23 protein-coding genes are annotated in these 25,593 nt (G+C 72.7%); 9 read left to right on the forward strand and 14 right to left on the reverse strand.

What is annotated here, in order from left to right:
* The first annotated feature begins 80 nt into the window (after positions 1-80).
* A complete protein-coding gene (locus tag EV385_RS28005) occupies positions 81-1,319 on the forward strand; it encodes a cytochrome P450 (protein WP_130512160.1) in 1,239 nt (412 codons plus the stop codon).
* A 7-nt stretch (positions 1,320-1,326) separates the two neighbouring features.
* On the opposite strand, the gene EV385_RS28010 is transcribed toward EV385_RS28005, so the two are convergent.
* From EV385_RS28010 to EV385_RS28020, 3 genes are read right to left on the reverse strand one after another with little or no spacing between them, the layout of a single operon-like run.
* Complete coding sequence (locus EV385_RS28010) at positions 1,327-2,487, reverse strand: thiolase domain-containing protein (RefSeq protein ID WP_130512161.1); 1,161 nt, start codon at positions 2,485-2,487, stop codon at positions 1,327-1,329.
* The gene (locus EV385_RS28015; protein ID WP_130512162.1) at positions 2,484-3,548 is read right to left on the reverse strand and encodes a thiolase domain-containing protein; all 1,065 of its coding nucleotides are present in this window, start codon (positions 3,546-3,548) and stop codon (positions 2,484-2,486) included. The genes EV385_RS28010 and EV385_RS28015 overlap by 4 nt, the downstream gene beginning before the upstream one ends.
* Positions 3,545-4,519: a Zn-ribbon domain-containing OB-fold protein gene (locus EV385_RS28020; RefSeq protein WP_130512163.1), complete on the reverse strand. Its 975-nt coding sequence runs from the start codon at positions 4,517-4,519 to the stop codon at positions 3,545-3,547. Before EV385_RS28020 ends, EV385_RS28015 begins: the two co-directional genes overlap by 4 nt.
* 89 nt (positions 4,520-4,608) lie before the next feature.
* Between EV385_RS28020 and EV385_RS28025 the strand changes: the two genes are divergently transcribed.
* Positions 4,609-6,150: an acyl-CoA synthetase gene (locus tag EV385_RS28025; protein ID WP_130512164.1), complete on the forward strand. Its 1,542-nt coding sequence runs from the start codon at positions 4,609-4,611 to the stop codon at positions 6,148-6,150.
* A 37-nt stretch (positions 6,151-6,187) separates the two neighbouring features.
* Here the strand turns inward: EV385_RS28025 and EV385_RS28030 are convergent, their stop codons facing one another.
* A complete protein-coding gene (locus EV385_RS28030) occupies positions 6,188-6,982 on the reverse strand; it encodes a crotonase/enoyl-CoA hydratase family protein (RefSeq protein WP_130512165.1) in 795 nt (264 codons plus the stop codon).
* A 64-nt stretch (positions 6,983-7,046) separates the two neighbouring features.
* On the opposite strand from EV385_RS28030, the gene EV385_RS28035 reads away from it, so the two are divergent.
* Complete coding sequence (locus EV385_RS28035) at positions 7,047-8,660, forward strand: acyl-CoA synthetase (RefSeq protein WP_130512166.1); 1,614 nt, start codon at positions 7,047-7,049, stop codon at positions 8,658-8,660.
* Positions 8,650-9,765 carry an NAD(P)H-dependent flavin oxidoreductase gene (locus tag EV385_RS28040; protein ID WP_130512167.1) on the forward strand — a complete coding sequence of 372 codons (1,116 nt, stop codon included), beginning with the start codon at positions 8,650-8,652 and terminating at the stop codon, positions 9,763-9,765. The genes EV385_RS28035 and EV385_RS28040 overlap by 11 nt, the downstream gene beginning before the upstream one ends.
* A 19-nt stretch (positions 9,766-9,784) precedes the next feature.
* Here the strand turns inward: EV385_RS28040 and EV385_RS28045 are convergent, their stop codons facing one another.
* The gene (locus EV385_RS28045; RefSeq protein ID WP_130512168.1) at positions 9,785-10,828 is read right to left on the reverse strand and encodes an acyl-CoA dehydrogenase family protein; all 1,044 of its coding nucleotides are present in this window, start codon (positions 10,826-10,828) and stop codon (positions 9,785-9,787) included.
* 10 nt (positions 10,829-10,838) lie between these two features.
* Positions 10,839-12,014, reverse strand: coding sequence for an acyl-CoA dehydrogenase family protein (locus EV385_RS28050; RefSeq protein WP_130512169.1), 1,176 nt, complete (start codon positions 12,012-12,014; stop codon positions 10,839-10,841).
* 67 nt (positions 12,015-12,081) lie between these two features.
* Here EV385_RS28050 and EV385_RS28055 point away from each other — a divergent pair, with 67 nt between their 5' ends.
* On the forward strand, positions 12,082-13,212 hold the full coding sequence (locus EV385_RS28055) for an acetyl-CoA C-acetyltransferase (RefSeq protein ID WP_242625112.1): 1,131 nt from the start codon (positions 12,082-12,084) through the stop codon (positions 13,210-13,212).
* Here EV385_RS28055 and EV385_RS28060 read toward each other — a convergent pair.
* From EV385_RS28060 to EV385_RS28075, 4 genes are read right to left on the reverse strand one after another with little or no spacing between them, the layout of a single operon-like run.
* The gene (locus tag EV385_RS28060; protein ID WP_242625365.1) at positions 13,190-14,188 is read right to left on the reverse strand and encodes an NAD(P)H-dependent flavin oxidoreductase; all 999 of its coding nucleotides are present in this window, start codon (positions 14,186-14,188) and stop codon (positions 13,190-13,192) included. The genes EV385_RS28055 and EV385_RS28060 overlap by 23 nt on opposite strands.
* 41 nt (positions 14,189-14,229) lie before the next feature.
* Positions 14,230-14,973 (reverse strand): CoA-transferase subunit beta, encoded by a 744-nt coding sequence (locus EV385_RS28065; protein ID WP_130512172.1) that lies wholly within the window; start codon positions 14,971-14,973, stop codon positions 14,230-14,232.
* Positions 14,970-15,830 (reverse strand): CoA transferase subunit A, encoded by an 861-nt coding sequence (locus EV385_RS28070; protein ID WP_130513613.1) that lies wholly within the window; start codon positions 15,828-15,830, stop codon positions 14,970-14,972. Before EV385_RS28070 ends, EV385_RS28065 begins: the two co-directional genes overlap by 4 nt.
* Positions 15,831-15,844: 14 nt before the next feature.
* Complete coding sequence (locus EV385_RS28075) at positions 15,845-16,582, reverse strand: enoyl-CoA hydratase family protein (RefSeq protein ID WP_130512173.1); 738 nt, start codon at positions 16,580-16,582, stop codon at positions 15,845-15,847.
* Between the two features lie 46 nt (positions 16,583-16,628).
* Here EV385_RS28075 and EV385_RS28080 point away from each other — a divergent pair, with 46 nt between their 5' ends.
* The gene (locus tag EV385_RS28080) at positions 16,629-17,429 is read left to right on the forward strand and encodes an SDR family oxidoreductase (protein ID WP_130512174.1); all 801 of its coding nucleotides are present in this window, start codon (positions 16,629-16,631) and stop codon (positions 17,427-17,429) included.
* Between the two features lie 36 nt (positions 17,430-17,465).
* Positions 17,466-18,974 (forward strand): aldehyde dehydrogenase family protein, encoded by a 1,509-nt coding sequence (locus tag EV385_RS28085; RefSeq protein WP_130512175.1) that lies wholly within the window; start codon positions 17,466-17,468, stop codon positions 18,972-18,974.
* Here EV385_RS28085 and EV385_RS28090 read toward each other — a convergent pair.
* The 3 genes from EV385_RS28090 to EV385_RS28100 all read right to left on the reverse strand — a co-directional run bounded on the left by EV385_RS28090 (position 18,967) and on the right by EV385_RS28100 (position 21,199).
* The gene (locus EV385_RS28090; RefSeq protein WP_130512176.1) at positions 18,967-19,434 is read right to left on the reverse strand and encodes a pyridoxamine 5'-phosphate oxidase family protein; all 468 of its coding nucleotides are present in this window, start codon (positions 19,432-19,434) and stop codon (positions 18,967-18,969) included. The two genes, EV385_RS28085 and EV385_RS28090, sit on opposite strands and share 8 nt — an antisense overlap.
* On the reverse strand, positions 19,431-20,348 hold the full coding sequence (locus EV385_RS28095; RefSeq protein WP_130512177.1) for an SDR family NAD(P)-dependent oxidoreductase: 918 nt from the start codon (positions 20,346-20,348) through the stop codon (positions 19,431-19,433). The genes EV385_RS28090 and EV385_RS28095 overlap by 4 nt, the downstream gene beginning before the upstream one ends.
* 188 nt (positions 20,349-20,536) lie before the next feature.
* Positions 20,537-21,199 carry a TetR/AcrR family transcriptional regulator gene (locus EV385_RS28100; protein WP_242625113.1) on the reverse strand — a complete coding sequence of 221 codons (663 nt, stop codon included), beginning with the start codon at positions 21,197-21,199 and terminating at the stop codon, positions 20,537-20,539.
* A gap of 103 nt (positions 21,200-21,302) precedes the next feature.
* Here EV385_RS28100 and EV385_RS28105 point away from each other — a divergent pair, with 103 nt between their 5' ends.
* Complete coding sequence (locus tag EV385_RS28105) at positions 21,303-22,394, forward strand: Zn-dependent alcohol dehydrogenase (RefSeq protein ID WP_130512178.1); 1,092 nt, start codon at positions 21,303-21,305, stop codon at positions 22,392-22,394.
* A 6-nt stretch (positions 22,395-22,400) separates the two neighbouring features.
* Positions 22,401-23,465, forward strand: coding sequence for an LLM class F420-dependent oxidoreductase (locus EV385_RS28110; protein ID WP_130512179.1), 1,065 nt, complete (start codon positions 22,401-22,403; stop codon positions 23,463-23,465).
* Between the two features lie 638 nt (positions 23,466-24,103).
* Here EV385_RS28110 and EV385_RS28115 read toward each other — a convergent pair.
* Positions 24,104-25,585 carry an alkaline phosphatase family protein gene (locus tag EV385_RS28115; RefSeq protein ID WP_130512180.1) on the reverse strand — a complete coding sequence of 494 codons (1,482 nt, stop codon included), beginning with the start codon at positions 25,583-25,585 and terminating at the stop codon, positions 24,104-24,106.
* Positions 25,586-25,593: the final 8 nt, after the last annotated feature.

Here is a 25,593-nt window from a genome sequence, read left to right on the forward strand (position 1 = left end):
TGCTATAGAAGCACGGAACCGGTACCCGCGGGCACGTTTACATGCTTGAATTGATAGAACCGGTTGCCAAAGGAGGAGCCGTGTCCGGACCTTGCATCCCCGAGGGTTTCGACTTCACCGACCCGGAGATCTACCTGCGCGGCATTCCGCACGCCGAGTTCGCCGAGATGCGGCGCACCGCCCCGGTGTGGTGGATCCCGCAGGCCCGGGGCAGCGCCGGTTTCGATGACGAGGGGTACTGGGCGGTCACCCGGCACGCCGACGTGATGACCGTGTCCCGCGACACCGACACGTTCTCCAGCTGGGAGAACACCGCGATCGTCCGGTTCCAGGCGGACCTGCCGCGCGAGCGCATCGAGATGCAGCGGTGCGCACTGATCAACATGGACCCGCCGCAGCACACCAAGCAGCGATCCATCGTGTCGCGCGGCTTCACCCCGCGAGCGATCAACAGCCTGCGTGCCGCGCTGGCCGCCCGCGCCGAGCAGATCGCCCGTACGGCGGCCACGGCGGACTCCGGCGACTTCGTCACCGAGGTGGCCTGCGAGCTGCCCCTGCAGGCGATCGCCGAGCTGCTCGGCGTCCCGCAGGACGACCGGCGCAACGTCTTCGACTGGTCGAACGCGATGATCGGCTACGACGACCCGGAGTACGGTGGCGGCGCCGACCCGCTGGAGCCCGCCATGGAGCTGCTGGCCTACGCCATGACGATGGCCGAACAGCGGCAGGCCTGCCCCCGCGACGACATCGTCACCACCCTGGTCCAGGCGCAGATCGGCGGGGAACACCTGTCCACCGACGAGTTCGGGTTCTTCGTACTGATGCTCGCGGTCGCCGGCAACGAGACGACCCGCAACGCGATCTCACACGGCATGCTGGCCCTGCTGGAACACCCCGACCAGTGGAAGCTGTTCAAGGCGCAGCGCCCGCGCACCGCGGTGGACGAGATCGTCCGCTGGGGCACCCCGGTGAACGTCTTCCAGCGCACCGCGCTGCGCGACACCGTCCTCGGCGGCCAGCACATCGCGGCCGGACAGCGGGTGGCGCTGTTCTACGGCTCCGCCAACTTCGACGACGAGGTCTTCGACGACCCCCAGCGCTTCGACATCACCCGCAGCCCGAACCCGCATCTCGGCTTCGGTGGCAGCGGCGCGCACTTCTGCCTCGGCGCCAATCTCGCCCGGCTGGAGATCGACCTCATCTTCAACGCGATCGCCGACCACATGCCCGACATCGAGCTGGCCGGCCCGGTGCAGCGGCTGCGCTCCGGCTGGCTCAACAGCGTCAAGCACCTGCCCGTCCGGTACCAGCGGCCCTGACGCCGGGCTACCGGCCCTCCGGCTCCGTGGCGACCAGCCACAGGGAGAAGAACTGCGACCCCCCGCCGTACGCATGCCCCAGTGCCGTTCGCGCTCCCGCCACCTGATGCTGCCCGGCCCGGCCCATCACCTGCATCGCCGCCTCCGCGAAACGCAACAGGCCGGAGGCGCCGATCGGGTTGGAACACAGCACCCCGCCGGATGGATTGACCGGCAGCCGGCCGCCGATCCGCGTCTCGCCGGACTCGGTCAGCTTCCAGCCGTGCCCCGGTGCGGCGAAGCCGAGGTTCTCCAGCCACATCGGCTCGAACCAGGAGAACGGCACGTACAGCTCGGCGACGTCGACCTGCTCCAGCGGCTCGGTGATGCCCGCCGAATGCCACAGCGCCTGGGCGGCCTCGGCACCGGCGCGTGGGCTCACGTGGTCCTTGCCGGCGAAGAACGTGGGCTCGGTGCGCATGGCGGTGGCGCGGATCCACGCCACCTGCCGGTCGCTTGCCTCGGCCGCGGCCTGATCGCCGATGACGATCGCGCACGCCCCGTCGGAGGAGGGGCAGGTCTCGTCGTACCGGATCGGATCCCACAACATCCGCGACGCCCGCACGGACTCCACCGTGATGTCCGGCTGCCGCAGGTGGGCGTACGGATTGCGGGCGCCGTTGCGACGGTCCTTGGCCGCCACCACCGCCCCGATGTGCTCCGGCGCGCCGAACCGCCGGATGTACGCCCGGATGTGCGGCGCGAAGTAGCCGCCGGCCCCCGAACCGATAGGAGCGGTGAACGGCGGCTGGATCGACAGCGCCCACATCGCGTTCGACTCCGACTGCTTCTCGAACGCGACCGCCAGCACCCGCCGGTGCACCCCGGCACGCACCAGGCTGGTCGCCACGTTGGCGGTGGCCCCACCGACCGAGCCGGCGGTATGCACCCGCAGCAGCGGCCGGCCGGCCGCGCCGATCGCGTCCGCCAGGAACAGCTCGGGCATCATCACGCCCTCGAACAGGTCCGGCGCCTTGCCCAGCACGACCGCGTCGATCTGCGACCAGTCCGTGCCGGCGTCGGCCAGCGCCCGGTCGATAGCCTCGCGGCACAACCCCGCCATCGACACATCGGTACGCCGGGTCCGGTGGTGTGTCTGCCCGGTACCGAGCACAGCCGCCCGTCTCACTGTTCCGCCTCCAGCACGCAGACCAGGTTCTGTTGCAGCGCCGGGCCGCTGGTGGCATGCCCGACCGCCCGCCCCGCGCGCCCGGACATGACCTGCTCGGCCGCGGCCCCGATCCGCGCCAGGCCCGCCGAGAACATCGGGTTGCCGCAGAGCGCGCCGCCGGACGGATTGATCCGCACCGAGTCACCGAGCCCCAGCGCGGCGCGCAGCAACAGCTCCTGATGGGTGAACGGTGCGTGCAGCTCGGCCACGTCGAGGTCACCGGCCACACCGGCGGCCTCGGCGGCGGCCCTCGCCGACGGCACCGCGGCCAGGTCCCGCTCACCGAGGCCCTGCGGGTCGATGCGGTGGGCCATGCCGGCGATCCAGGCGGGCCGGTCACGCAGCTCGCGGGCACGGTCACTGGCGGCCAGGACCAGCGCGGCGGCACCGTCGGACACCGGCGCGCAGTCGTGCGCCCGCAGCGGGTCGGCAACGTACGGCGCGGCCAGCAGCGTCTCGGCCGTGGTCGCCCCGGCCACCTGCGCGCAAGGGTTCGCGGCGGCGTCCACCCGGCTGCGTACCGCCACCTCGGCCATGTCCCGCTCGGTGAGGATGCCGCGCTCGCACGCGAGCCGGGCCTGCAGTGCGGCGATGCTCACCGAGTCCGGCCACAGCGGCGCCGTCACGTACGGGTCGAGCTGCAGCGCCAGCACCCGCGGCAGCTCACCGGCCGAGGACTTGCCGAACCCGTACACCAGCGCGGTGTCCGCCTCGCCGGCCAGGATCTTCACGTACGCCTCGTAGCACGCCCAGGCCGCGTCCATCTCCACGTGGGACTCGCAGATCGGCGGATAGGCGCCGATCGCGTCGACCGCGTTGACGAACGAGAACGCCCGCCCGGCCAGGTAGTCGCAGGAGCCGGAGCACCAGAAGTCCACCTCGCGCCGCGCCAGCCCGGCCTCGGCCAGTGCCCGCTGGAAGACCGGCACCAGCGTCTCGACCCCGCTGGTCGTGCCGGCCTCGGGCCGGCACGGGGACTGGGCGAACCCGACGACCGCGACCGCGCGCTGCCGGCTCACAGCTGGTCCGCGTAGGACTCGCAGGGTGCGTCCGGCTCACCGGTGGGCGCGAAGTGCGCGATGTTCTCCGGCGTGTGCGACCACTGTGCGCGCTCGCGCCAGACCGCGGCCACCCGCATGCCCATCCGCACCTGCCCGGCCGGGCAGCCGAGGATCAGATGGGACAGGGGGATGTCCGCGCCGTCCAGCAGCACCTGCGCGACGACGTACGGCGGGTCGAGCCGTTGCCCCGCGAACGGGACGTTGACCACGCAGAACGTGGTGACCGTGCCCCGGTCGGTCACGACCACCTCCTCGTCGGTCGGCACCCCGTCGGCGGGGCAGACCCGCGGCGGGAGGTAGACCTTGCGGCAGGCGGGACAACGCCCGCCGAGCAACCGGCCCTCGGCCAGGGCCCGCAGGTACCGGCTCTCCTGGTCCGAGGCGGTGTGCCGGTAGCGCAGCAGGATCGGGGTGACGATGGTGGTCACGGGCGCGTCCGGGGCAGGTGCGGCCACGCGGGCCGAGGCCTGGGACGGTGACGTTTCGGCCGGCTCGAAGCATTCGATGTCGCGGATGTGGCCGACCGGGTTCGCGGCCCAGCGCGCCCGCACCCGCATCCCGGTCCGCATCCGGCCGGGCTCACCCGCGTCCACGGCGTGCAGCAGGGTGGTGTCCGCCCCGTCGAGCCGGATCAGTGCCCACCCGAACGGGTGCGCCAGCGGCTGCCCCTCCAGCGGCCGGTGCGTCCAGGTCCAGCTGATCACGGTGCCGGTCGTGAGCACCTCCACCAGGTCCGTCACCGGAGCATGGGTGACCGGGTCGTACTCCAGCGGGGGGACGTGGATCCGCCCGTCCGAGGTCCGGCTGCCGAGCACGCGGCGCTCGCGCAGGCCGGTCATGAACGATCCCAGGACCGGACCGAGCGAGCGGGTGTAGTCGAAGCCGATGACCATCGGCGCGGAGAGCGGTGGCGCCGAAGCGATGTCCACGTTCCCGAGTGAAACACGTCCTCGTTCGCGCGGGCAAGAGCTTCTCCTGACGACTGTTTCGCTAATAGAACACGTTATAGAGTGGCGGCATGGACGCCATCGGGCTGTGGGCCATCGCGGCCCATTCGCCGCACAGTGCCGCAGTGGTGGACCCCGGCGGTCGCACCGTCACGTACGGAGAGCTGGCCGCCGGGGCCGACCGGATCGGGCGGGGGCTGCAGAGCCTCGGGTTGTCCACCGGCGACCGGATCGCGCTGCTGCTGCCCAACGGCGCGGACCTGCTCGCCGTCCACTTCGCCGCCCTGCAGACCGGGCTGCACGTCGTGCCGCTCAACTGGCACCTGACCGCCGCCGAGATCGCGTACATCCTCCACGACTGTGACGCGCGGGCGTTCGTGGCCCATGAGCGTTTCGCTCCCGCGGCGTCGGCGGCGGCGCGGGAGGCGGGAACGCCGGGCCGCTTCGCGGTCGGCGAAGTGCCCGGGTTCGCCGCGCTCGACACGCTCGGCACGGGCGGCTCGGGGCGGCCCGTCTCCCGTACGCTCGGCGCGCTGATGGCCTACACCTCGGGCACCTCGGGGCGGCCCAAGGGCGTGCACCGGCCACTCACGGGCACCGATCCCGACGACGTACCGTCGGCCTCGACGTGGTTCTTCGGCCTGTTCGGGCTCGAGCCGTTCGACGGTCACGTGCACCTGTGCTGTTCCCCGCTCTACCACACTGCCGTGCTGAACTTCGCCACCATCTCGATCCAGCTCGGGCACGCCGTGGTGATGATGGACCGGTGGGATCCGCACGACATGCTCCGCCTCATCGAGCGTCACCGGGTCACCCACAGCCACATGGTGCCGACCCAGTTCCGCCGCCTGCTCGCCCTGCCCGAGCCGGTCCGTACCGGATACGACCTGTCCTCGATGCGCGTGATGATCCACGGCGCCGCGCCGTGCCCGCGGCACGTCAAACAAAGGATGCTCGACTGGTGGGGCCCCGTGGTGGTGGAGTACTACGCGGCGTCCGAGGGCGGCGGCACCCTGATCACCGCGGAGGAGTGGCTGCGGCGGCCCGGCTCGGTGGGGCGCGCCTGGCCGGGTAGCCGGGTGCGGGTGCTGGACTCCGACGGTAACGACGCGCCGGCCGGCGGGCTCGGGCAGGTCTACCTCCAGATGGGGGAGGCGAGCTTCGAATACCTCGGCGACGCGGAGAAGACCCGCAACGCCCGGCGCGGCCGGATGTTCACGGTCGGCGACATCGGCTATCTCGACGACGACGGCTACCTGTTCCTGTGCGACCGGGCCAGCGACGTGATCATCTCGGGTGGGGTGAACGTGTACCCCGCCGAGATCGAGGGCGAGCTGGCCGGTCATCCCGGCGTCGCCGACGTCGCGGTCTTCGGCGTCCCGCACGACGACTGGGGCGAACAGGTCAAGGCGGTGGTGCAGCTGGAGCCGGGCGTGCGCGGCGGGCCCGAGCTGACCGCGCAGTTGCTGGAGTTCCTGACCGGCCGGGTCGCCCGGTTCAAGCTGCCGCGCATCATCGAGTACGCCGACGAACTCCCGCGCGACCCGAACGGCAAGCTCTACAAGCGACTCCTGCGCGATCCCAGCTGGGCCGGGCGCGAGCGGCGGATCTGAGGCCCCGCCGTCGGCCTGCCCCGCACGACATCGACCGTCAGCGTCCGCGGAAGGTCGGGGTCCGCTTCTCGGCGAACGCGCGCGGCCCCTCCTGCGCGTCCGCGCTGGTGAAGACCGCCATCCCGAGACGGGCCTCCACGGCGAACGCGTCGTTCTCGGCCATCGCCTCGGTCTCCCGCATGGTGCGCAGAATCGCCTGCACCGCGAGCGGGCCGTTCGCGGCGATCGCGCCGGCCAGTTCCAGCGCCTTGGCGAGGGCCTGACCGTCCGGAACGACATGCCCGATCAGGCCGATCTCGCGGGCCTCGGCGGCAGACAGATGCCGGCCGGTGAGCAGCAGATCGGCCGCGACGGTGTACGGGATCTGCCGCGGCAACCGGACCGCCGACCCGCCCAGCGGGAACAGCCCCCAGCGGGCCTCGGAGACACCGAACCGGGCGCTGCTACCTGCCACCCGTACGTCGGTGGCCTGGAGGATCTCGGTGCCGCCCGCCACCGCCGGGCCCTCCACCGCGGCCACCAGCGGCTTGGTCAGGCGCCGTCCCTTGAGCAGCGCGTCGATCCGCGACAGGTCGGTGCCGCCGGTGCGGAAGCCGTCGCCGGGATGATCCCGGGTCATCGCCTTCAGATCGGCGCCCGCGCAGAACGCGCCACCGGCCCCGGTGAGCACACACACCCGGATCTCCGGATCACCGTCGACCCGGTCCCAGGCGCCACGCATGATGGCGAGCATCTCGGGGGACAGCGCGTTGCGGACGTGCGGCCGGTTCATCGTCACGATGAGAACCGGTCCACGCTGCTCGACGAGGGCGTGCGGCTCCTGGGCTTCCACGCGGCCACCTCCCGGCGCCTGTTGGGGCTTGCTCGCGTACGGTAACACGTTCTACTTTCGGTAGATGGCGGCCAATATTGCGGACCTGTTCGAGCATGCGGTTGACGCCTTCGGTGAACGCGTCGCCGTGGCCTGCGGCGAGCACGCGACCCGCTACGCCGAGCTGGAGGAGCACGCGAACCGTCTCGCCCACTTCCTGCAGGGCCGTGGTGTCGGGGCGGGCGACCACGTCGGTCTCTACGCGGGCAACTCGATCGAGGCCGTGGCGGCCATGCTCGCGGTGTACAAGCTGCGCGCCGCGGTCGTGAACGTCAACTACCGGTACGTCGAGAACGAGTTGCAGTTCCTCTTCGCGGACGCCGACCTGACCGCGCTGATCCACGACCGCGGGTACGCCCCACGCGTCGCCGCCGTGCTGCCGTCCGTGCCGGATCTGCACACCGTCGTGGCCCTGCCCGACGGCACCGACGCCGACATCGGCGCCTACGGCGGTGTCACCTACGCCGCCGCCCAGGCCGCGGGCGATCCCCGGCGGGACTTCGCGCCGCGCTCCGGCGACGACCGCTACCTGCTGTACACCGGCGGCACCACCGGCTACCCGAAGGGCGTCATCTGGCGTCACGAGGACGTGTGGCGGGTGCTCGGCGGCGGCATCGACTTCATGTCCGGGATCCCCCTCGACGACGAGTGGGCGCAGTGCCGGCGCGGCGCCGAGACGGGCGGGATGGTGCGCCTATGCCTGGCCCCGCTGATCCACGGCAACGCCCAGTGGGCGGCGCTGGCCGCCCTGTTCGCCGGGGACACCGTGGTGGTCCTGCCGCGCTTCGACGCCGACGAGGTGTGGCGGGCGATCGACCGGCACCGGGTGAACGTGGTCGTGCTCATCGGCGACGCGATGGCCCGCCCGATCATCGAGGCGTACCTGGCGGGCGGCCACGACGGGTCGTCGCTGATCGCCATCTCCTCCAGCGCCGCCCTGTTCTCGCCCGTGGTCAAGCGACAGTTCCTCGAAGCGCTGCCGAACGTCCTGGTCACGGACGCCATCGGCTCGTCGGAGACTGGCTTCGCGGGCCTCGGCGTGGTCACCGAGGGCGGCGCTGTCGACGGGCCCCGGGTCATGCCCGGCCCGCACACGATCGTGCTCGACGAGCACGGCCGCCCGGCGCCGCCCGGCGTGATCGGCCGCCTGGCCCGCGGCGGCCACGTGCCGGTCGGCTACTACAAGGACCCGCAGCGGACCGCCGCGCTGCTGGCCGAGGTGGACGGCGTGCTCTACGCCGTGCCCGGCGACCTGGCCCGCCTCGAACCGGACGGCACGATCACCCTGCTCGGCCGTGGCAACACGTGCGTCAACACCGGCGGCGAGAAGGTCTTCCCCGAGGAGGTCGAGGCGGCGCTCAAGGCCCACCCCGGCGTCTTCGACGCGCTGGTCATCGGCGTTCCCGACGAACGGCTCGGGCAGCGGGTGGCGGCGCTGATCCAGCCCCGGCCCGGTGCCCCGCTCGATCCGGCGGACCTGGATGGGCACCTGCGCGGGCGGATCGCGGGCTACAAGGTGCCGCGCACGGTGTGGGTGGTGGACCGGATCACCCGCACGCTGAGCGGCAAGGCGGACTACGGCTGGGCCCACGCGTACGCGCGGGAACACCCGGCCGAGGCGGTGTCGCGTGCGGACTGACCTGTGCGACCGGCTCGGCATCGCACATCCCGTGGTCGGCTTCAGCCCGTCGGAGCACGTGGTGGCCGCGATCAGCCGGGCGGGCGGCCTCGGCGTGCTGGGCTGCGTACGCTTCAACGACCCCGACGAGCTCGACGCCGTGCTGTCGTGGCTGGACGAGGCGACCGGCGGCCGCCCGTACGGGGTGGACGTCGTGATGCCCAGTCACGCCCCGGCCGACGGCGCCCCGGCCGACCTGGATGCCCTGATCCCGGCCGGGCACCGCGACTTCGTCGAGCGCACCCTGCTGCGCCTGGGCGTGCCCCCGGCCCTCGACGGCGAGTCGCGGGCCGGTGTGCTGGGCTGGCTGCACTCGGTGGCCCGCTCGCACGTGGAGGTGGCGCTCACGCACCCGATCCGGTTGATCGCCAACGCGCTCGGCCCGCCACCGCCCGACGTGACCGACCGGGCGCACGCGCACGGGGTGCCGGTGGCCGCCCTGGCGGGGCGGGCGGACCACGCCCGCAGCCACGTGTCCGGCGGCGTCGATCTGGTCGTGGCGCAGGGCTACGAGGCCGGTGGCCACACCGGCGAGATCGGCAGCATGGTGCTGATCCCGGAGATCGTCGACGCGGTCGGCGCGCGGGTGCCGGTGCTCGCCGCCGGCGGGATCGGCAGCGGCCGGCAGATCGCGGCGGCGCTGGCGCTCGGTGCGCGCGGCGTGTGGCTGGGCTCGATCTGGCTCGGCACCGAGGAGTACCGCAGCGCGCCCGCGCTGCGGGAGGCGCTGCTGCGGGCCGGCTCCGGGGACACGGTGCGCAGCCGCATCTACACCGGCAAGCCGGCCCGCCTGCTGCGCAACCGCTGGACCGACGCCTGGAGCGAGCCGGGCGCGCCGGCGCCGCTGCCGATGCCGTTGCAGAATCTGCTGGTGGCGCAGGCGCACACGCGGCTGATGGAGTCCGGCGATCCGAGCGTGGTGCCGATGCCGGTCGGGCAGATCGTGGGCCGGATGAACGAGGTCCGGCCGGTCGCCGACGTGCTGGCCGACCTCGTCGCCGAGGCGGACGACACGCTGGGCCGCCTGGGCGCCTTGACCCGGCCGGGGGCCGACGGCTCGCGGTGAGCGCGCCGCGCTGGATCGGTCATGCCACGTCTGCGGCCCGCTGACGGCAGGCGGCCAGGGCTCGGAGCTGCGCCGTGGCGCCCCCCAGCAGGAACTCGTGGTACTTGGCGGCCAGGAAGTAGCGGTGCAGCGGGTACTCCAGGTCGATGCCGACGCCACCGTGCACGTGGACCGCGGTGTGCAGCACGCGGTGGCCAGCCTCGGCGGCCCAGAAACCGGCCGTGGCGGCCGCCGCGGTGGCGAGCGGATCCCCGGGCGGCGGGTCCTCGCCCAGCAGCCAGGCCGCCTGCCACACGGTGAGCCGCAGTGCCTCGACCTCGATGTGCGCGTCGGCCAGCCGCTGGGCGACGGCCTGGAACGCGCCGATCGGCCGGCCGAACTGGACCCGGGAGCGGGCGTACCGCGCGGTCATCTCCAGCGCGCGCTCGACCACGCCGAGCTGCGCCGCGGCGGCCCCGACGGTCGTGTACGCGGTCAGCCAGGCCCCCGCCGCAGGGTCGCCGAGCCGCCGGTTGTCGGGCACGGCGACATCGGCGAGCCGCACCAGGCCCGCGCCGGGCCCGCCCGCCACGTGCTGCGACTCGACGTGCACACCCGGGTCGCCGGGCTCGACGAGGAACACTCCGGCCCCGTCGGCCGGTACGAGGATTCCGGCGGCGTCGGGTGCCGCCGGAACGGCCGGGATCGTGCCGTCCAGCCGCCACCCGCCACCGGGATCCTGCCGCGCGCGGGCCGCTGCGCCAGCGGCGGTGAGCACCACCTCGCCCCGGCTCGCGGGCACGGCCCACTCGCTCACCTGCTGCTCGGTGCCGAAGCGCGCCAGCGCACCCGCGGCCACCACGATGGACGGCAGGTACGGCACGGCGGCCGCGGCCCGGCCCAGCTCGGCCAGGATCGCGCACTGCTCGGCCAGGCCGTACCCGTCGCCGCCGGCCCGCTTGGGCAGCGCGGCGCCGAGCACGCCGGCCTCGGCCAGAGCCCGCCACAGCGGACGGCCGGAGTTGGCCAGGTCCCGGGTCAGATTGGTCAGGTCGTGCGCCTCGGCGCTCAACGAGAAGTCCACGTCCGCACTCCTATCGGTGGACCGGCAGGCCGAGCGCGCCGGCCGCGATGATGTCGCGCTGCACCTCGTTGGTGCCGCCGCCGAACGTGAGGATCAGCGAGGCCCGGTGCAGCCGCTCGATCCGGCCGTGCAGCAGCGCGCCGGGCGAGCAGTCCCGCACCGTGGCGGCGGGCCCGAGCACCTCCATGAGCAGCCGGTACGCCTCGACCGCCAGTTCGGTGCCGTACACCTTTCCGGCCGAGGCCCGCACCGCGGCGGGTGAATCGTCGGCGCCGGCCGCCACCCGCCAGTTGAACAGTTTCAACGCCTCGGTCCGGGCGTGCACCCGGGCCAGGTGCAGCTGGACCCACTCCTGGTCGATCACCCGCCGGCCGTCGGGCAGCGGCGTTTCCGCGGCCCAGTCGGCGACCTCGCGCAGCGCCCGGCGCAGCGGGGCGGCCGGGGTCAGCGCCACCCGCTCGTGGTTGAGCTGGTCGGTGATCAGCGCCCAGCCCTGGTTCTCCGCGCCGACCAGGGCGGACGTCGGCACCCGCACGTCGGCGTAGTAGGTCGCGCTGGTCGTCACCCCGGCCACGGTGCGGACCGGCGTCCAGGAGAAGCCGGGCGCGCCGGTGGGCACGAGGATGATGGACAGGCCCTTGTGCCGGGGCGCGTCCCCAGTGCGGCAGGCCAGCCAGACGTAGTCGGCGTACTGGATGAGGCTGGTCCACATCTTCTGGCCGGTGATGACGTACTCGTCGCCGTCGCGGACCGCACGCGTGCGCAGTGCCGCGAGGTCGGTGCCGGCGTCCGGCTCGGAGTAGCCGATCGAGAAGTGCAGCTCCCCGGCGGCGATCCGGGGCAGCAACTCGGCGCGCTGCTGCGGCGTGCCGTGCCGCATGATGGCCGGGCCCACCGTGGAGAGTGTCAGGAACGGCACCGGCACCCCGGCCATCGCGGCCTCGTCGGCGAAGATGAGCTGGTCCATGGGGGAGCGTCCGGCGCCGCCGTACTCGGTGGGCCAGCCCAGCGCGAGCCAGCCGTCGCGGCCCAGCCGCCGGACCACGGCACGGTACGCGCTGCCGTCGCCGTACTCACCTTCGTTGCCGGTGAGCGAGGCGCGCAGCGCGGGCGTCATCAGGTCACCGAAGTACGCCCGCAGTTCGTGGCGCAACTGTTCCTGTTCCGGTGTGTATCCCACGTGCATGTGTCACCCCGCCACAGGTAAATTAGAACAAGTTCTAGTAGACGGCACCGGGTGGGAGGCGTCAACCGTGGAGGCGTATCTGGTGGGTGCGGTCCGTACGCCGGTCGGGCGCCGCGGGGGCGCACTGTCCACCGTGCATCCGGCGGACCTCGGCGCGCACGCGATCACCGCACTGCTGGAGCGCACCGGCGCCGACCCGGCCGCGGTCGACGACGTGTTTCTCGGCTGCGTGGACACGCTGGGCCCGCAGTCGGGCGACATCGCGCGTACCTGCTGGCTCGCCGCCGGTCTGCCCGAGCACGTGCCGGGCGTGACCGTCGACCGGCAGTGCGGCTCCGCCCAGCAGGCGGTGCACTTCGCGGCGCAGGCCGTGATGAGCGGCACGGCCGACCTCGTGGTGGCCGGCGGGGTGCAGAGCATGAGCCACGTACCGATCGGCAGCGCCATGGCCCCGCACGGGCCGTACGCGGGCTCGTCCGGATGGCACGCCCGCTACGGCGAGCGGGAGATCTCCCAGTTCCGCAGCGCGGACGAGATCGCCACCAAGTGGGGCCTGACCCGCGCCGACCTGGAGGAGTACGCGCTGGCCAGCCACCGACGGGCGGTCCACGCGATCGACGCGGGCCGGTTCCGGGCCGAGATCGCGCCCCTGGCCGGATGCGACACCGACGAGTGCCCGCGCCGCGACACCCGCGCCGAGCGCATGGCCGCCCTCGACCCGCTGCGCCCCGGCGGCGCCACCACCGCGGCCACGTCCAGTCAGCTCGCCGACGGCGCAGCCGCGCTGCTCGTCGCGTCCGGCCGGGCACTGCTCACGTACGGGCTGCGGCCCCGCGCCCGGATCCGGCACCTGTCCGCGCGCGGCGACGACCCCGTACTGATGCTCACCGCTCCGATCGCGGCCACCGCCCACGCGCTCGCCCGCGCCGGGCTGGACGTCGCCGACATCGACCGGTTCGAGGTCAACGAGGCGTTCGCCAGTGTCGTGCTGGCCTGGCTGCGCGACACCGGCGCCGACCCGGAGCGGGTCAACGTCAACGGCGGCGCCATCGCGCTCGGCCACCCGCTCGGCGCCACCGGGGCCCGGCTGCTCACCACGCTGCTGCACGAACTGGAGCGCACCGGCGGCCGGCGCGGCCTGCTGACCATGTGCGAGGGCGGCGGTCAGGCCAACGTCACCGTGATCGAACCGTGCTGAGCTCGGCGATACGGTCGTCCGCCTCCCGCATGATCCGCTCGATCAGCGCGGCGCAGGACGGCAGGTCGTCGATCAGCCCGGCCACCTGACCGGCCGGCATCACCCCGGAGTCGGGGCGACCCTCCACCATCGAGACGCGCAGCAGGGCCGGGGTGTTGGCCGCCATCAGCGTCTGCGCCCACGACAGCTCACGACCGTGCCGCGCGGCGCGGCCCGCCCGCAGCATGGCCGGCCACGACAGGCCGGCCTCCCGACGGTACGCGGCGGCGTGCCGCACCGACCGCACCAGCGCGGTGAGCCGCCCGGAGCGTTCGAGGCCCTCGACCAGCGGGGTACGCAGCATCCGGTGCGGCACCCCGTCGACCCGCGTGGTGACCACCGTGTCCGTCACCGAGGCGGCCAGGTACCGGCGTTTGACCTCCGCACCGACCGGGCTGTCCGAGGTGAGCAGGAACCGGGTGCCCATCGCGACGCCGGCCGCGCCGTACGCCAGCGCGGCCACCAGCCCGCGGCCGTCGAAGAACCCGCCGGCCGCCACGACCGGAACGCCGACCGCGTCGACCACCTGCGGCAACAGCAGCGACGTCGGCACCGCCCCGGTGTGGCCGCCGCCCTCGCCGCCCTGCACGAGCACCGCGTCCACGCCCCAGCCGGCCACCTTCACGGCGTGCCGCACCGCACCGATCGAGGGCATCGTGAGCACCCCGCCGTCGGCGCACCGGCGGACCAGGTCGCGGCTGGGCGCCAGCGCGAACGAGGCCAGCCGCACGCGTTCGCGGACCAGCAGGTCGACGCGCTCTGCGGCGTCCGGGGCGTCCGCGCGCAGGTTCACCCCGAACGGCGCGTCCGTGCGCTCCCGGACCTCCCGGATCGTGGCGGCCAGCCGGTCGAGACTCATCGTGGCCGACGCGACGATGCCGAACCCGCCCGCCTCTGAGGTGGCCGCGACCAGCGCGGCCCCGGCCACGTAACCCATGCCGGTCTGCACGACCGGGTAGCGGCAGCCGAGCAGCTCGGTCAGCCGGGTCCGCACCGGATCTCCCGTTCACGCAGGCCCTGCGGGTCCAGGCGGTCCCGGATCAGGGCCAGCTCGTCCGTGGTGGGCCACCGAGTCGGCGGCACCTCGTCCGCAACGGCCAGCGGGAAACCGGTGGCCCGCACCACCTCGGGCACGGTCACACCGGGGTGGAGCGAGCGCAGCCGCAGGGACCGGTCCGGGGTCGCGAAGTCCAGCACCGCGAGGTCGGTGACCACCACCCGGATCTCGTGGAACCGGTTGGCCGGTGCCCCGAGCGCCGCCGCGCGGTCGTACCCGATGCCACACACCATGTCGACCCGCTCGACGAACGTCCGTGGCGAGTGCCGCGGCACCCAGTAGCTGGTGACGTGGTTGATGGTGTTGCCCGGCGCGCCGCGCACGCCGAGCAGCTGGGAGTCGGGCCGGGCCCAGTCGCCGATGCAGGAGATGTTCTGGTTGCCGTACCGGTCGAGCTGGCTCGCCCCCATCATCACGTGCCGCCGCCCCGCCGCCACCACCTGAAAGACCGCACGGTACGGCAACCAGCCCTCGCTCTCCCCGCCGCTGTTCACGAGCGTGGCTTCCCCGTCGCTGAGCACCAGCTCGGGCGCGAACGTCAGCTGTGCCAGCCGGGCGCCCAGGCGGGGGATGAGCGCCATCGGACCGGCCAGGATCGCGCCGTCGCCGCGCCACGCCTCGGCGCACGCCACCACACACACCTCGGCCCGGCTCGCGTCGCTCATCGCGCGCCGATCGTGCTGGTGCCCAATCGCCGCCGCACCGCCTCCTGGTAGTCGTCCTCGTCCCCGTCCAGGTAGGTGGCGCGGAACCGGTCCCAGTCCGGCGGGCTGGCCGCGGCGTCCGCGTACGCGCGCTGGAACGCCTCGTCGCGCCCGTAGTCGGGGACGCAGCTCGTGAAGTGCGCACCGTGCGGGGTGACCACGACGCCGTCGACCATCATGCGGTTGACCAGCAGGCCCTGCGGCGGGCCGGCGGCCACCAGCTCGTCGGTGCCGACCAGCCGCTCACAGGACACGAAACGGCGCCGCGCGGCGAGACAGAACAGGTCGTCGAAGTACGGATCGGGGCCCAGGTACCGCCCGTTTCCCCGGCCGTCTGCCCGGTTCAGGTGGACCAGCGCGGCGTCGAGCGGCCACGCCGGCACGGCGACCAGCTCCTCGCCGTCGGAGTACGGCGAACGGACCGTACGCAGGCCGGGATTGACCCGCAGCACGTCGGAACCCAGCCCGGCCCGGGTCGGCAGGAACGGCAGCCGGTGCGCCGCCGCCAGCAGCCCCCAGTAGAGCATCCCCTCGTCCAGCTCGGTCAGCTCCAGAGCCGCCTCGTGCCGGGCCCGCCGGAAGTGTGGCTCCAGCGCGATGCTGTCCAGCGAGACGAAACCGGTGACCAGTCGCCGTACGCAACCCGCCGCGACCAGCAGCCCGACGTCGGGACCACCGAAGGTGACCACGGTCAGGCGGGTCAAACCGGCGCGGGCGATCGCGCGGACCAGCGCCATCGGTTTGCGCCGCGACCCCCACCCGCCGATCCCGATCGTCATGCCGCTGCGCAGCTCGCCGACCACCTCGGCGACCGTCATCACCCGGTCCGAGGTCACTGTCCCTCCACGAATCGCTGCCGGGCGAGGTCGCCCGCCCCGTCGAGGTTCAGCTCGAACGTGAAGCCCTGCTCGAACCGGTACGACCGTTTGACATCGACCGGGTCGATCCCGTTGAGCGACTCCTTGGCCCGCCGGATCACTTTCGGATCCTTCGCCGCGATCTGCTCGGCCACCGCGCGCGCCGCCGCCCGCAGCCGGGCGCCGGGGACCACCTCGAGCACCGTGCCGAAACGGTGCAGCTGTTGTGCGCTGACCGTCCGGCAGGTGTAGACCATCGTGCGCATCAGTTGCGGCGGCACCAGGCGGGCCAGGTGGGTGGCCGCGCCGAGGGCGCCACGATCCACTTCGGGCAGACCGAACGTGGCGTCCTCGGCCGCGACGACCAGGTCGGCGTTGCCGGTCAGGCCGACGCCGCCGCCCAGGCAGAAACCGTGCACCGCGGCGACCACCGGAACCGGGCAGTCGTAGACCGCCGCGAACGCCTCGGCGCAGCCACGGTTGGCGGCCAGCAGCGCCTCATGGCCGGGGGTGCGCTGCATCTCCTTGATGTCCACGCCGGCGCAGAAGCCGCGGCCGTCGGCGGCCAGCACCACCACGCGCGTGTCCGGATCGGACCCCGCCGCGATCAGCGCCTCGGCCAGCTCCCGCCAGCCCGCCGCCGGCACCGCGTTGACCGGCGGAAAGTCGATGACCACCTCGGTGACAGCGGCGAGATGCAGGTGTACGCCCACCGCGTGAGGCTAACCTAGCGCTTGCTTGGGAGGCTACCGTTGGTCGATGGACCCCATCGGCTTCTCCGGCAGCGGTGTCGTGGTCACCGGCGGGACACGGGGGATCGGCGCCGCGATCGCGCACGCCTTCCTCGCCGCCGGGGCCCGCGTGATGGTCTGCGGACGGCACACACCAGCCTGGGCATCGTCAAACGGCGCGTGGCCGGAGTCGCCGGTAAGCGACGCGATGCCCGAGTTCTTCCAAGCCGACGTTCGCGAGCCCGAACAGGCACGCGCGCTGGTGGCCGCGGCTGCCAGCCGGTTCGGGCGCCTCGACGTGCTGGTGAACAACGCCGGGGGAGCGCCCTTCGCCGCGGCCGACACCGCCTCCCCCCGGTTCCACGCGAAGGTCATCGAACTCAACCTGATCGCCCCGCTGCACGTGTCACAGGCGGCCAACGCGGTCATGCGGGATCAACCCGGCGGCGGGGTGATCCTCATGGTGGGCAGCGTCAGCGGGGTGCGTCCCTCGCCCGGCACCGCCGCGTACGGCGCGGCCAAGGCGGGGTTGCACCACCTGGCGACCAGCCTGGCCATGGAATGGGCGCCGAAGGTCCGGGTGAACAGTCTGGTCGCCGGCCCCGTGGCGACCGCAGCCCCGGACTCGAATGTGGACGCCGCCGCGGTGGCGCGCACCGTCCCGCTGGGCCGGGCCGCGACGCCCGCCGAGGTCGCCGCCGCCTGTCTGCTGCTGGCCTCCCCACTGGCCGGCTACGTCAGCGGGGCGGCACTGGCCGTGCACGGCGGCGGCGAATGGCCGGGGTATCTGGCGGACCTGTGGGCTACGGCGTACCCTGCGCAGAAATAGAACCTGTTCCAGAAAGTCCTTCGCCGGAGGTGTCGCATGGTTCTCTCGATCAAGCCCAGGCGGGACGCGGCCGGACTGACCACCGGCGAGCTGCTCATCGACGGCGGGTGGCGGCCCGCCGCGCAGGATCACACGTGGACACACCGGCACCCAGCCACGGCGGAGGAGGTCGGTGAGTTCGCCGTGGCCGGGGCCGACGATGTGGATGCGGCCGTGCGCAGCGCCCGCCGCGCGTTCGACGAGGGACCGTGGCCCCGCTCCCGGGCCAAGGAACGGATCCGGGTGCTGCGCCGGATCGCCGAGCTGGTGCGCGCCCACGGCACCGAGCTGCTGACCCTGCAGGCGCTGGACAACGGCGTGCCGATCAGCTTCGGCGAGGCGTACGCGATGTCGATGGAGTGTGTCGCCGACGTCTTCGACCACCACGCCGGCTGGGTGGACAAGCTGGGTGGCGAGACCCTGCCGGGCTACCAGGGCGGCGAACACCTCGTGCTGACCCTGCGCGAGCCGCTCGGCGTGGTGGCCGCGGTGATCGCCTGGAACGCGCCGCTGCTGCTGGCCGCGCAGAAACTCGCACCCGCACTGGCCGCCGGCTGCACCGTGGTGCTCAAGCCGTCCGAGTACGCGACGTTCGCCGTGCTGCGCCTGGCCCGGCTGATCGAGGAGGCGGGACTCCCTCCGGGTATGCTCAACGTGGTCACCGGGCCCGGCGAGCCGACCGGCGACGCGCTGATCAACCACCCGCTGGTCGACAAGGTGTCCTTCACCGGCAGCCGCGCGGTGGGCCGGCGTGTGCTGGCCGCCGCGGCCGACGGCGTGAAGCGGGTCAGCCTCGAACTCGGCGGCAAGAGCCCGTCGGTCGTGTTTCCCGACGCCGACGTGTTCGCCGCCGCGACCACCACCATGGGCACGGTGACGCTGGGACTGTCCGGCCAGGCGTGCGTCGCGCACACCCGGGCACTGGTCCACCGCGACGTGTACGACCAGTTCGTCGCGCTGGCCGAAGGCACAGCCGGCCTGGTCAACTACGGGGATCCGTTCCACCCCGAGACCACCGCCGCCGCCCTGATCAACGAACGGCAGCTCACCCGCGTGCTGGACTTCATCGCACGCGGGCAACAGGACGGCGCCCGGCTGGTCTGCGGCGGTACCCGGGCCGACGGCGAACTGGCGGCCGGAAACTTCGTGGCCCCCACGGTCTTCGCCGACGTGCGCAACGACGCTGCCATCGCCCAGGAGGAGATCTTCGGGCCGGTCCTGGCCGTGGTGCCGTTCACCGACGAGGACGAGGCCGTCCGGCTGGCCAACGACACCTCGTACGGGCTGGCCGGGATGGTGTGGACCACGGACGTCAAACGCGCGATGCGGATGGCCCGCGCGGTGCGCGCCGGCACCATCGGCGTGAACGGCTACCAGTTGGAGCCGCACGTGGCGTTCGGCGGGTTCGGCCGCTCCGGGCTCGGGCGCGAGGGCGGGCGCGGCTCGATCGAGGCGTACACGGAGGTGAAGACGGTCCTGGTGCCGACCACCGACGAGCTCATGTGACCAGGCGGCGGTGGTCCCAGGTGACCACCTGGCGTGGCTCGACGAGAAACGCGACACGCTTCGCCGCGGCACGCGCCACGTACTCGTCGAGCACCTCGGGCAGCGCGCCGCTGCCCGGTGCGCCCGGCAGGCGGGCCGCGACCAGCCGGCCGACCTCGGCCACTGCGTCCGGGTCGTCGATGCGCCGTGCCGTCCCGGTCACCTGGACGCCGCGCAACTCGAAGTAGTCCTCGCCGTCCTCGATCAGGCAGGTCACCCGGGGGTCGCGGGCCAGATTGCGGGCCTTGCGTGAGGCGCGGTACGTCCAGAACGCGAGGTGGCCGTCGCGCAGCCCGTAGAACATCGTCACGAGATGCGGCGTGCCGTCCGGGTTGATGGTCGCGAGCTGCATCTTGCGCGCGGCGGCCAGCATCGCGGCGGTCTCGTCGGCCGCCATCGACACGGCGGCCCGCTGGTTCACCGATCCTCGCCGAACGTGGCCGCGGCCAGCGGCAGCGTGTCCTCGCAGACGAAGCCCGGCTGCGGCGGGTCGCCCGTGAACAGCGGCGCCAGAGCGGTGTCCAGCTCGGTCGCCGACCACTGCCCGGCCGGAGCGCGGAAGCTCGCTCGGACCGTCGGCGGCCCCAGCACCGCCACCACGTCACTGTGCACCACGAAGACCTCGCCGGTGATCCGCGCTCCGGCCGGACCGGCCAGGTAGGTCACCAGTGGGGCGACCCGCTCCGGCGCGAGGGGATCCGGCCCGTCCGGCGGTGGGCCCATCAGATCCCCGGTCATCGCGGTGCGGGCGCGCGGGCAGATGGCGTTGGCGCGCACCCCGTAGCGGGCGCAGCCGCGCGCGGTGGTCAGGGTCAGCGCGACGATGCCGCCCTTGGCGGCGGCGTAGTTCGGTTGACCGGCGGAGCCGAGCAGGAACGCCTCCGACGAGGTGTTCACGATCCGGGCGTACACCGGTGCGCCGGTCGCCTTGCTCCGCTCCCGCCAGTACGCCGTGGCGAACCGGGTGGTGACGAAGTGTCCGCGCAGGTGCACCCGGATCACCGCGTCCCATTCCTGCTCGGACATCGCGAAGACCATCCGGTCGCGCAGCACGCCGGCGTTGTTGACCAGGATGTCGAGCCCGCCGAACGCCTCGACCGCCCGGCGCACCAGCGCCTCGCCGGTCGGGAAGTCGGCGACGTCGCCGGGGCAGAGCACCGCCTCACCACCGGCTGAGCGGATCGTCTCGCCCACCGTTTCCAACGCCGCGCCGGGCAGGTCGTTGAGCACCAGCCGCGCGCCCGCGGCGGCGAGAGCGACGGCTTCGGCCGCGCCGAGACCGTTTCCCGCGCCGGTGACCGCGGCGACCCGTCCGGCGAGCAGCTTCCCACCCATGTCAGCGCCCCCTGCAGGGCGGGCCGTCGTGTGCGCGTCTGCCGTCCAGCCGCCTCATCGCGTCCTCCCGGGATACGCACATGCCAGCCCCGCGGCAGGCTCCACGGAATTCACCAAGCGCTTGCTTGGGAGGAGACTAGCAGGATGCCCGGACGCATGTGACCCCCGATCTGCGAGCCCCGCCCCACCTACCTGCTGCGCGCGTTGCGCCGCTGCGGCGCCGGTGTGGCGGGGGTGGTGATCCCATCGAAGATCAGCCGCAGGAGTCCATCGACGATCTGATCGGTGCGCCAGGCCTTGGCTGGGCGTTGCCGCCAGGAGGTGGGGATCCACAGGATGTCGCGCAGCAACCGGTAGGTCAGGCGGGCGTCGAGGTCGTCGCGGAACTGTCCGGACCGCTTGCCCTGCTCGAGCTGTTGCACCCAGGTCCGTTCAATCTCCTTCATCGCCGTGCGCAGGTACGCGAACCGAGGCTGCCCGCTGAAGTACGTCCAGTCGTGCTGCAGCATGGTGAGCGCGGCCCGGTGCTGGCTCAGCGCGGCGGTGCTGGATCGGACGATCTGTTCGATCGCGGCACGCGGATCGTCGCAGTCGCGCACCGCGGCGCGGTAGCCGGCGAGCACGTCGTCCAGGAAGGCGCTGAGGATCTCGTCGCCGATCGACTCCTTGGAGTCGAAGTGGTGGTAGAGGCTGCCGGAGAGGATGCCCGCCGCGTCGGCGATCTCGCGGACGGTGGTGGCCCGGAAGCCCTTTTCGGCGAAGAGGTCGCCGGCCAGCCGGACCAGATGCGCGCGGCGCTCCGAGGCTGGCGCGGCTGTGCTGGCCCGGGAGGCCTTCTTTGCGGTCGTCACCAGGCACATTATGGCGGCCATCGGTTGGCCTTGACCAACCGCTTGCTCGGTACGGCGTGGCCGGTTAGCGTAGAACACGTTCTATTTCCGAGAGGTGGTCAGAATGCGGGCGGCTGTTCTCCACGCGATCGGCGACGAGAAGTTCGACATCCGCGACGATGTGACAGTGCTCGGGCCGGGCCCGGGCGAGGTCCGGATCAGGGTCCGCGCTGCCGGCATCTGCCACTCGGACCTGTCCGCCCGCGACGGTGGCCTGCCCCAGCCGGTGCCGGCCGTCCTCGGGCACGAGGCGGCCGGTGATGTGCTCGAAGTCGGCGAAGGAGCCGAGGACCTCGCCCCCGGCGATCGGGTGACCGTGAACTGGCTGCCGGCATGCGGTGCCTGCGCGGCCTGCCGGCGCGGCGAGCCGTACCTGTGCATGGCGCACGTGATGGCGGGCTACGCCATGCCTCGCTTCATGGTCGGCGACACCCCCGCCTTCGGCATGGTCGGCTGCGGCGCGTTCGCCGAGGAGATGGTCGTCCACCGCGCGGGCCTGGTGAAGATCGCCCCGGATGTGCCGTACGAGGTGGCCGCACTGCTCGGTTGCGGGGTCACGACCGGGGTCGGCGCGGTCGTCAACACGGCGGCCGTACGGCCGGGGGACACCGTGGCGGTCATCGGCTGCGGCGGCGTGGGCATCGCCGCGATCCAGGGCGCCCGGCTCGCCGGCGCGGCGGTGATCGTGGCGGTGGACACCGTGGCGGCCAAACACGACCTGGCGCGCCGTTTCGGCGCGACCCACGCGGTCACCCCGGACGGGCTCAGCGACCTGTCCGCCGAGCTCACCGACGGCGAGGGCGTCGACTACGCGTTCGACGTCGTGGCCGTGCCCGCCACCCTGCGTACGGCGTGGACCGCGGTCCGCCGGGGCGGCACCGTGGTCGTGGTCGGCGCCGGGCGCGCCGAGCACCACGTCGAGTTCAGCCCGTTCGAGCTGCTGTTCGAGGGCAAACGGATCATCCCGTCGCTGTACGGCTCGGCCGACCCTCCGCGCGACTTCGGCCGCCTGCTCGCGCTGTGGCGGGCCGGCCGGCTCGACCTCGAGGGCATGGTGAGCCACCGGCTGCGACTCGACCAGCTCGACGACGCACTGGCCGCGCTTGGCCGCGGCGACGTGATCCGGCAGGTCATCGTGCACGACACCGGTGCCTGAGCCGCCATGCGCCTCGGTGTTCAGCTCGGATACGAGGGCGAGGGCTTCGCACACGCCGCCGAGGAGGTGGTCGAGTACGAGGCGGCGGGCGCCGAACTGGTCGTGGTGCCCGAGGCGTACAGCTTCGACGCGGTCAGTCAACTCGGCTACCTGGCGGCCCGGACCACCCGCCTGGAGCTCGCCTCCGGGGTCATGCAGCTCTACACCCGGACCCCGACGCTCACGGCGATGACCGCGGCCGGACTCGACTACGTATCCGGCGGTCGTTTCTCGCTCGGCCTGGGGGCATCCGGTCCACAGGTGATCGAGGGCTTCCACGGGGTCGCCTACGACGCGCCGCTGGCCCGCACCCGCGAGGTGGTGGACATCTGCCGCCGCGTCTGGCGCCGCGAGACGCTGACCTTCGACGGATCGAAGTACCGCATCCCGTTGCCGCCGGACTCGGGGACAGGGCTGGGCAGACCGCTCAAGCTCATCAACCGTCCGGTGCGGGCGCGTATCCCGATCCTGCTGGCCGCGATGGGCCCGCGCAACGTCGCGCTCGCCGCCGAGATCGCCGAGGGCTGGCAGGCCCTGTTCCTGGATCCGCGGGCCGCGTCCCGGGTCTTCGCCGAGCCGCTCGCCGCGGGCCTGGCCCGGCGTGACCCTGAGCTGGGTCCGCTGGACGTGATGGTGCCGGTCCCCTTCGCCATCGCCGAATCCACGCCGGAGCTCCTGGGCCGCCACCGCGCGCAACTCGCCCTCTACATCGGCGGGATGGGTGCCCGCGGCCGGAACTTCTCCAATGACCTGATCCGCCGCTACGGCTACCCGCACGAGGCCGCACGCATCCAGGAACTCTTTCTGGACGGCCGGCGGGCCGAGGCGGCCGCGATGGTCCCCGACGACCTGGTGCATGCCACCGCCCTGGTGGGTCCGCCGAACGCGATCCGGCGGCGACTGGCCGAGTTCGCCTCCGCCGGAGTCACGACGATGTTGGTGGCGCCGCTGGCAGCCACCCGCGCCGAGCGGATCAAGGACGTCGCCGAGCTCCGGCGCATCATCGACGAACGGGACGGCGAGCAACGCTGACCGGCGAGCCGATCGCGGCGAAGCACGGCCTATCATCGCGGGCATGCGGCGACGGACCATGCTTCCTCGTAGCGATGCTGCGCTCGGCGCCGGGCAGGGTTGTCGTGACAGCCACCGGCGTCTACCACCGGACGGTGGCATTTGAGCACATCGTGCCTTGGGAGGCTGTCGTCGACGTGTCGGCCCAAGACAATCCGATCCCCAGGATCATCGTCAAGGCCCTGCCGTCGACCGCCGCTCAAACACTACTTTCCTCGCCCGCACGAACGGCCAAGCCTCGCAAGCATCGACGAACGCGGTACCCGCGGTCAACCGTCCTGACCTGGAGGTCTCATGGTCGACTTGAGCTGGTCAACTCGCTGCACCGCTTCGGTGTTACTGGAAAGACGTGGAGGATCGACCGGAGCTCCGGCGCCGGGTGGATCGTGCGGGTTTGGAACGGTGGAGTGCCGCGCTGGGCTGGGGTGTACCGCAGATCGGACAGTTTGGGGCGGTGCCGTTCACAGGCATGTCGCCGACGCATCCTCGCTGGCACGATCCAGCAACCGGGTCAACGCGTCCATGACACCTGTCAAGGTCAACTGCATGGGGCGGGCCGGCCACCCACCATCCGGCAGGGTGGCCGGCCCGCCGCTCGGTCAGCTGATCCGCAGATCGTCGATGACCCAGTACCAGTTGTTGCCGGCGTCGTGGTAGCGGAACTTCACCGCCATCCTGGTCGCACCGGACGGAACCGCAACCGGCAATGACTCGACAGTGGCCCGGGCATCCGCGGAGTACCGCTTCACCAGTTGGTCCGGGCCGTCGTTGAACGAGACCAGGACATCGCCCTTCTGGCTGCCATGCTGGCGGTAGTGCGTCACGTAGTTCAGGTACGCCGTGCTTCCCGCGGTCACAGGGTAGTCCGGCGAGACGAGCGTGGAGTCGTAGCTGCTGCCGCCGGTCTTGTCGGCGAACTCGTCGCTGTCGGCGACGGCGAAGACGCCACGTGTGCGCAGGGCGTTCTCCCGTTCCTGGCCCGCCTGGGCGCGGCTCCAGAACTCGTCGGTGGTGAACGACCAGCCGCGCCACTCGGTGACCCCGCCGGTTGGCATGGCGCTGCGCAGGACCGACCAGCCGGCCGGAGCGTCCGGGGTCCAGCCCGCCAGGGTGGCGGGAATTCCGGTCTCGTCCACCCGCGTGCGCAGGGCGAGGCCGTCGAACGGGTCGGTGGAGCGTACCCGGACGCTCTTGCCGTCCAGGGCGGCCTCGACGCCGAAGTGCGCCAGCGCTGAGGCGGCGACGTCGGCCTGGCGTACGTCGATGGGGCGGAGCCCGGCGCTGATCCCGGCGCCGCTCGCGAGCAGGAACGTGCCGCGCTCGTCGATGCCGCAGAAGCCGTGCCCGCCCTGCGGTACCCGGTGCCCGTGGTCGGTGGTCACCATGATCAGCCAGTCCTCCTGACCGTACGTGGGCCGTGACCGCACCGCGGTCAGGATCCGGCCGAGCTGTTGATCCTGCTGCTCGATCGCGGCCTGGTACGCGGCGCCGGTGCCGGAGGCGTGGGCCACCACGTCGGTGTTGCCGAGGTAGACGAAGGACGCGTCCGGGCCACCGCTGCTGAGCCGGCCGATCGCGTCCGCGGTGACATTCTCGTCCTGCGCCGGATAGCCGCCCGTGTCGCCGTTGAAGGTGACCCGGGTGTCGACCGCGGACGAGAAGGTCCCCTGGTTGTGCAGGGGAGGCCAGTCGACGACAGAGTAGGTGGCGTACGAGGGGTCCGCCTGCTCCAGCCGGGTCAGGAAGTCCGGGTACGTGCCGTACCGCTTGCCGATGAAGGTGTTGCTGCGTACGCCGTGCCGATCCGGCCACACGCCCGTGGCGATGGTGGACCAGCCGGGGCCGCTGGCCGATTCGGCCGTCGATGGGCACTGCACGAGGCTGCGACCGAGCAGACCCTGGTCGGCGAGCGCGTGCAGAGTCGGCGCGTTCGCCGCGAGGACGCTGTCCCAGTTGAGCCCGTCCATGCCTACGACGAGCAGCTTCTTCGCCGGCGTGGCGGCCGCTGCCGGTGCGGCGGGCGCGGTCAGCGCTGCTCCGGCCAGCAGGGCCAGGATGAGGCCCAGGCGTCCGATTGGCATTGCGTACC

It is taken from the genome of Krasilnikovia cinnamomea, from assembly GCF_004217545.1.
In the GTDB taxonomy this organism is placed as follows: Bacteria; Actinomycetota; Actinomycetes; order Mycobacteriales; family Micromonosporaceae; genus Actinoplanes; species Actinoplanes cinnamomeus.

Excerpts from the sequence above, each read along its gene's own strand:
- EV385_RS28025 (WP_130512164.1), top strand. The coding sequence starts at position 4,609 with ATGGACGCCATCGGGCTGTGGGCCATCGCGGCCCATTCGCCGCACAGT.
- EV385_RS28035 (WP_130512166.1), top strand. The coding sequence starts at position 7,047 with ATGGCGGCCAATATTGCGGACCTGTTCGAGCATGCGGTTGACGCCTTC.
- EV385_RS28050 (WP_130512169.1), bottom strand. The coding sequence starts at position 12,014 with ATGCACGTGGGATACACACCGGAACAGGAACAGTTGCGCCACGAACTG.
- EV385_RS28060 (WP_242625365.1), bottom strand. The coding sequence starts at position 14,188 with ATGGGTTACGTGGCCGGGGCCGCGCTGGTCGCGGCCACCTCAGAGGCG.
- EV385_RS28065 (WP_130512172.1), bottom strand. The coding sequence starts at position 14,973 with ATGAGCGACGCGAGCCGGGCCGAGGTGTGTGTGGTGGCGTGCGCCGAG.
- EV385_RS28070 (WP_130513613.1), bottom strand. The coding sequence starts at position 15,830 with ATGACGGTCGCCGAGGTGGTCGGCGAGCTGCGCAGCGGCATGACGATC.
- EV385_RS28080 (WP_130512174.1), top strand. The coding sequence starts at position 16,629 with ATGGACCCCATCGGCTTCTCCGGCAGCGGTGTCGTGGTCACCGGCGGG.
- EV385_RS28085 (WP_130512175.1), top strand. The coding sequence starts at position 17,466 with ATGGTTCTCTCGATCAAGCCCAGGCGGGACGCGGCCGGACTGACCACC.
- EV385_RS28095 (WP_130512177.1), bottom strand. The coding sequence starts at position 20,348 with ATGGGTGGGAAGCTGCTCGCCGGACGGGTCGCCGCGGTCACCGGCGCG.
- EV385_RS28105 (WP_130512178.1), top strand. The coding sequence starts at position 21,303 with ATGCGGGCGGCTGTTCTCCACGCGATCGGCGACGAGAAGTTCGACATC.
- EV385_RS28110 (WP_130512179.1), top strand. The coding sequence starts at position 22,401 with ATGCGCCTCGGTGTTCAGCTCGGATACGAGGGCGAGGGCTTCGCACAC.
- EV385_RS28115 (WP_130512180.1), bottom strand. The coding sequence starts at position 25,585 with ATGCCAATCGGACGCCTGGGCCTCATCCTGGCCCTGCTGGCCGGAGCA.